At 60.2% G+C, this 6,205-nt stretch carries 4 protein-coding genes; 1 reads left to right on the forward strand and 3 read right to left on the reverse strand.

The annotated features are described in order from the left end of the window. Positions 1-16: 16 nt before the first annotated feature. The 3 genes from DXB86_RS08940 to DXB86_RS08950 form a co-directional block, all read right to left on the reverse strand. The gene (locus DXB86_RS08940) at positions 17-1,402 is read right to left on the reverse strand and encodes a sensor histidine kinase (RefSeq protein ID WP_233504188.1); all 1,386 of its coding nucleotides are present in this window, start codon (positions 1,400-1,402) and stop codon (positions 17-19) included. A gap of 117 nt (positions 1,403-1,519) precedes the next feature. Continuing rightward, positions 1,520-2,797 (reverse strand): amidohydrolase family protein, encoded by a 1,278-nt coding sequence (locus DXB86_RS08945; protein WP_117736886.1) that lies wholly within the window; start codon positions 2,795-2,797, stop codon positions 1,520-1,522. 131 nt (positions 2,798-2,928) lie between these two features. Next, the gene (locus DXB86_RS08950; RefSeq protein ID WP_117634438.1) at positions 2,929-4,380 is read right to left on the reverse strand and encodes an APC family permease; all 1,452 of its coding nucleotides are present in this window, start codon (positions 4,378-4,380) and stop codon (positions 2,929-2,931) included. Positions 4,381-4,735: 355 nt separating this feature from the next. Here DXB86_RS08950 and DXB86_RS10130 point away from each other — a divergent pair, with 355 nt between their 5' ends. Then, positions 4,736-5,737, forward strand: coding sequence for a C39 family peptidase (locus tag DXB86_RS10130; RefSeq protein ID WP_233504189.1), 1,002 nt, complete (start codon positions 4,736-4,738; stop codon positions 5,735-5,737). The last annotated feature ends 468 nt before the right edge of the window (positions 5,738-6,205 follow it).

Genomic DNA, 6,205 nt, shown 5'->3' on the forward strand with positions numbered 1-6,205 from the left:
TCAATCCAACCGCGCGCTACACCTTCATCGGCGCCGGCTCATGCGGCTCGCCGTTCAGCTCGACGATGACCTGCGTTCCCACGCCCTCCTGGGACTTCACGCGCATGCCCGAATCTTCTCCGTAAAAGAAATGGATGCGCTGAAGTACGTTAAAGAGCGCCAGGCCGCAACCTCGCTTGACGGAACCGTCGGCGGTAATGCTCTCGGGCTCCTCTCGGCGATGCTGCTCAAACAGATGCGCGCAGACTTCTTCGCTCATACCGATGCCGTCATCTTCGACGATGATCTCCAAGCCGTCATCGGTCTCAAAAGCCCTAACATGAATAGAAAGCGGCTCGGTCTCGCGCTGCGCATGCTTGATGCAGTTTTCGAGCAGCGGCTGCAAGATAAACGGCGGCACCATGCTGTCGCGCACCTCAAAGTCGATATCGACCGAGACGCGCAGACGGCCGTCGCCATACCGGGCCTGCATAAGGTTGATGTAACGAGTGCCCTGTTCCACCTCGTGCTCGAGCGTTGTGAGGGTATCGGAATCGGACAGTGTCTGACGGTAGTAATTGGAAAAGTCGATGAGCAGCGACCTGGCCTTGTCCGGCTCGGTACGCACGAGCGACACGATGGTGCTGATGGTGTTAAACAGAAAATGAGGATCGACCTGCGATTGCAAGGCGCGCAGCTCCACGCGAGCTGTAAGCTCGTCCTGGCGCTCGAGCTCAAAGCTCGCAAGCTGCGTGGAAATGAGGTCGGCAAAGCCCGAGGCAAGCGCCGTCTGGCGCATATCGATGCTGCTCAGACGGGGATAATACAGCTCGAGCGTGCCCACGCAATGCCCGCGCACGGTGAGCGGTGCGACGATACCGGCGCGCAGGCGCGGAAAGTAGCCACCCGTCTCAGTCGAGGCATCGCGCGAAAATACGCTTTGCTCACCGCTGTTGATCACGTTGAGCGTAGTCCGCAGCACAACCGGAGTGCCCGCGGGGCATTTTGCCGAGTCCTCGCCCCAGCTCGCCAGCACCTGCTTGCCGTCGGTAAAGCAGATGGCCGAGGCGATGGTCTCGGAAAGGATGATTTTGGAAGCGCCCAGGGCCGCTTCGGGCGTAAGGCCTCGCGACGTATAGGCGAATATTTTCGATGCGATGGCGAGTGTGCGGTCGGTAGCGCTCGACGTGAGGTCGTCGGGAACGACAAAGACGTACGAGAAGAAGAAGCACAGCATGACCAAGCCGGCAATGACGACAACGCCCGGGACGGGGTTGGGATTATCGGTCAAATCCCAGATAAGCAACAGGATAAGCGCCGGAACGACAACACCGAGCAGGATGGCCTGGACCACATGCTGGGCCGTACGAAAGACCTTGGTAGAGTTGTAGCTCTTGCCCAGAATCAGCCTGTTTAAATCCACCGTCATCCCCTTTTATCTACCGCACCCATAGCAATAAAGAGGGCCGCAAGCGACCCTCTCCATTGCATTATGCAATCAAAAACTGTGTTTTACATCCAGCCATCGACAAACGGTATCTTAGGCACTGTATTTGTTGGCCTCGCCAAAGGTGCCAGCCTCGACGATCCAGCCGTCCTTCATGATGACGTCCATGTTGTCGGTGTTGAGCACGTGAATGTCAGCGGCGACGTCACCGTTGACGACCAGCAGGTCGGCGCACTTGCCGGCCTCGATGGAACCGGTCTCGTCCTCGATGTGGCACATCTTGGCACCGTTGAGGGTGGCGCAGGTGATGGTCTCGACCGGGGTGAAGCCGATCTTGTCGACGAACTCGTACATCTCCTCGATGGAGCAGGTGCCGTACGGGGTGACGAAGGAGAAGGAGTCGGAGCCGATCGTCATGACGACGCCGCGCTTCTTGGCCTCGCGCAGGCAGTCGTAGTTGCGCTGCAGCTCCTTCTCGACCAGGGTGCCCTCGTACTTGTCGTGCAGCTCGGGGACGTAGACGGGCGGATAGGTGGCGTACCAGGTGGGCAGGAAGGCGATCGTCGGGGTGAAGAAGGTGCCCTGCTCGGCCATGAGGTCCATGGTGCGCTCATCGATATCGAAACCGTGGATCAGCTGCTCGCAGCCAAAGCGGACGGAATCGTAGGCAGCGGCGTGGTTGTTGTAGCAGTGGCTCCACACGGGGATGCCGACCAACTTGGCCTCTTCGATCACGGCCTGGATCTCCTCGGAGCAGTAGTGCTGGTCGCGACCGGAGTCCCAGCGCCAGATGCCGCCACCGGTAGCCCAGATCTTGATGGCATCGGGGTTCTCGCGCAGGCGACGACGGACGGCCTTGCGCAGATCCCAAGGACCGTCGACCTGATCGCCCCAGGGGTGGGATTCCTTGTTGAGCTCCTGGGTGCAGTGGTGGGAGTCGCCGTGACCGGCAACGCGGCAGAAGCCCAGACCGGTTGCCAAAACGCGCGGGCCCTTGAAGACGCCCTTGTCGATGCAGTCACGGATCTGGATACCAAAGCGGCCGATCTCGCAGACGGTGGTAAGGCCGTGGGTGAGGCAGTCGTAGGCCTGCTTGACGGCGACGGCCTGCTTCTCGAGGAGCGGCTGCATGACCCAGTCGGTGTCATCGTCGGTCAGGTTGCCCGAGAAGTGCAGGTGGGTGTCGATCAGGCCGGGAAGGACGGTCTTGCCGGCGGCGTCGATAACCTCAACGCCCTCGGGAAGGTCCTGCATGACACCGGCGTACTCGATCTTGCCATTGTCGTCGACGAGAACGAGGGAGTTCTCGACCGGCTCGGCACCGGTACCGTCGATGAGCTTGCCGCCAACGATTGCATACTTAGTGGACATGGTTCCTCCTTATGGATCCATATAGTGGGCGAGGCCGCGTTGGGTTAAGGCCTCACAAAACTACCCAAGTGGTGCCGGGTTCGGTGCGCGGGAGAGAGGGCCCCGCGCACCCGATCCGCCCCGGCTAGGCGTTATTTTTTGCGGGAATTGGTGAAGGCCATGAGGCCCAGGCCAACAGCCAGCCAGCCGATCACGATGCTCCACTCCACCATGTTGAGGGAGGCGGGAGAGAACGGGATCACGAGCAGGCCAATGATGGTGCCGCAGGCAACGATAGCGAGGCTGATGCCAAACTTGCCGCCGGGCACCTCGTAGGGACGAGGCAGGTCGGGCTCGGTGAAGCGCATGCGCAGGCAAGCGAGGGCGACCATGCCGCAGGAGAAGATGAAGGCGAGAGCCGACACGTTGGTCAGAGGGATGAGCATGTTCTTGCCCAGGAACGGACCGACGACGGTGATGACGCCCAGAACGACGCAGGCGAGCTTGGGAGCGCCGGACTTGGGATCGACCTCGGCGAACTTCTCGGGCAGCTGGCCCTTGCGGCCCATGGCGAGCATGATGCGGCTCGTGGCGCCGTAGAAGGAGTTCATCGGGCCCATGGGTCCAAGCGTGGCGATGACGAGCATGGCCAGGTACAGGAGCATGTTGATGCCCTTGAGGCAGGCAAGCGCGGGAACCGGGCTCTTAACAAACTCATGCCAGTCGAGGATGGTGCCGAACGAGTAGATGCAGACCATGTAGAAGCCGCCGGCGGCCAGCAGGGCCAAGGAGATGATCTTACCGAACTTGTTCCAGTTGAGGCCCTCGGCTGCTTCCTCAGCCTGCTGAGGAATGGTGTCGAAGCCGGCGTAGAAGAACGGGGTCAGAACCAGGACCGAAACGATACCGGCGAACAGGCTGGTGCCCTCGGTAGCGGGCTTGCCGCCACCAGCACCGGTGACCTGGGAGAACACGGGCATGGCGTTGTCCGGCGAGCCGGTGAACAGCGAGACGCCCATGGCGAGCAGCATGCCGCAGAGCAGGGCCTTGGTCAGGAAGGCCTGCAGCTTGGCGGCCGAGCTGGCACCGCGGAAGTTGAGGAAGATGACGTAGGTTGCAAAGCCGAGCGCGATCAGCGTCGGGAACAGGTAAACGTCGGCGCCCAAGATGGTGTAGAGCTTGACGGCGCGCAGCCACTCAAGGCCGGGCAGGCTGCCGAACATCTCGGACACGAGGGTCGAGATGGCGATGGCCTCCCACGGGCACAGGATGCCGTTGCCCAGGGCCAGGAGCCAGCCGGTGATGTAGCTCATCGTACGGCCAAAGCTACGATCGACATACTCGACGATGCCGCCCGAGATGGGGATAGCAGCCGTGAGCTCACCGAAAACAGCTCCGACGGGCACGAGGAAGATTGCACCCAAGAGGAATGCGATCATAGCGGGAACGGGACCGCCGCCCACGACCATCCAGTCGCCGACCTGCAGAACCCAACCGGTACCGATGATGGCACCGAAACCGATGGTGAAGAAGTTCCAGAGCGAAAGCGTTTTCTTCATGCCGCCGTTGTCCTCGACTGCAACTTCTGCGTTCTTGTCCGCCATTGTTCCCCTCCTTTCCTTTTTGACGCCCCTTGGCGTCACCCCTTGCGCGGTCCGTTTTGCCGCGCGCTTTTATTCCATGGCTTTAAGATACGGCCTTGGCGCAGCAGCGCCGCTCGCAGCTCGACCGAAGGCAGAACTGCAAAACGAGCGGCACCGTTTTTGGGACGAACGGCGGGAGACGTCATTCGTCTTGGACGCTTTCATCTTGTCTGCTTTTGAATACCTGTTGCCGTGACGCTTGGCGCGCGGCGCGGCAACGTTCATACCATTTGTCAGGCTTTTGGCGCACATACCCATGTGTCGTGCATCTTTTTATGTAGGATAGACAAGTTACACATGAGGCAAGGTGATTCGAATGGCATACGGATACAATGACGGCGACCAACGGCCACAAAGCGTGCGCCTTGCCGGCCGCACCACGCCAACGCCCAGAAGCACCTCCGACAACGACAACCCGCAGCGCCCCCAAGAGCAACTCGGGGCTTCTTCGCGGCAACAAAGCCGTACCGTGCAGCAGTCAGACCGCGTGAGCACGAGCACACGCCAACGCCAGACCGACACATCGCAGCCACGCCGCCACGATCGTCGTAAGACCGATTACTACGTTAAGCGCTCCTTTTCGCGACCTCAACGCGATCGCGCCAATTCCGCCCCTCACCCCGCGTCACACACCACAAGCCACGCGCTTCCGGCCCGCCGCCTACGCCTTGCGCTTTGCTCCATTGCCGCCTGCCTCGTCTTTGTGTTTTTGGGATCCTGTATCTCCCACGGATCAGCCGGTCTTGAGCCCACTGCCGAGGACAAGCTGCTTAAAGCTCCCGTCGCGCCCGGTTACTCCTTTGCGTTCTCGACCCCACGCTCGCAATGGCAGGCCGGCACCATGCCCCACATCTACCAAATTGACCCCGCATGGTCGGAGCTGCCCTATGCCGGTGGCACTATTCGCGAAAACGCTTGCGGTCCCACTTGCCTCACCATGGTCTATATCTTTAAGACCGGCCACACCGATAAGACGCCGGTCGATATATGCGCACTGGCCGAAGCCGGCAACTACGCCCCCACTGGTGCCACCGAGTGGTCGTTTATGACGGGCGGTGCGTGGCAGCTGGGACTCAACGGAACACAGCTCTATAACGATCGTGAATCGATTACCCAAGCACTTCGCTCGGGTGCGCCCGTTATCGCCGCAGTGCGCCCCGGTACGTTTACCAACGTAGGCCACTACATCGTGCTCTACGGCATCGACGATGCCAACCAGATTGGCGTCTACGACCCCAACTCGGCCAGCCGCAGCGCCCGCCGCTGGGGCGTCGTAGAGGTCCTCAACGAAGTCGAAGCCATGTGGGCCTACTACTAGTCATTGAGCACTCATTGGGGACAGACACTCATTGGGGACAGACTTAAATGAGTAGTCCCAGATTGCCAGGAACCGCCGGTACGGAAAGCGCATCCCACTTTGGAACTCAATGGTGAGATGCGCTTTCCGCTAGCGGTCCGTTTGGGAAACAACATCCCGCTTTTCGGCCAAATTCCGGGATGCATTTTCCCGTTGAGGACCTCAAGGGAAACTAGATCCCGTTTTGGACGTTCATCCTGGGATGCACTTTCCGCAGTTGATCGACAGTGGCCTTTAAGGACTGTCCCAAGCTGCCGGCAGGAAAGGAACGTCCCCAAGTGCCGGGTTTCCGCAGTCATTGGGGACAAACTTAAATGAATAGTCGTTGAGGACGTTCTTGTTTGACTAGTCGTTTAAGAACGTCCCCAATGACTAGGTGAATAGCAAAAGCCCCGCAGTCGGAGCGGACTGCGGGGCTCATGAAGAGAG

The sequence above is a fragment of the Collinsella sp. OM06-18AC genome, from assembly GCF_003438785.1.
GTDB lineage: Bacteria > Actinomycetota > Coriobacteriia > Coriobacteriales > Coriobacteriaceae > Collinsella.

Excerpts from the sequence above, each read along its gene's own strand:
- DXB86_RS10130 (WP_233504189.1), top strand. The coding sequence starts at position 4,736 with ATGGCATACGGATACAATGACGGCGACCAACGGCCACAAAGCGTGCGC.
- DXB86_RS08950 (WP_117634438.1), bottom strand. The coding sequence starts at position 4,380 with ATGGCGGACAAGAACGCAGAAGTTGCAGTCGAGGACAACGGCGGCATG.
- DXB86_RS08945 (WP_117736886.1), bottom strand. The coding sequence starts at position 2,797 with ATGTCCACTAAGTATGCAATCGTTGGCGGCAAGCTCATCGACGGTACC.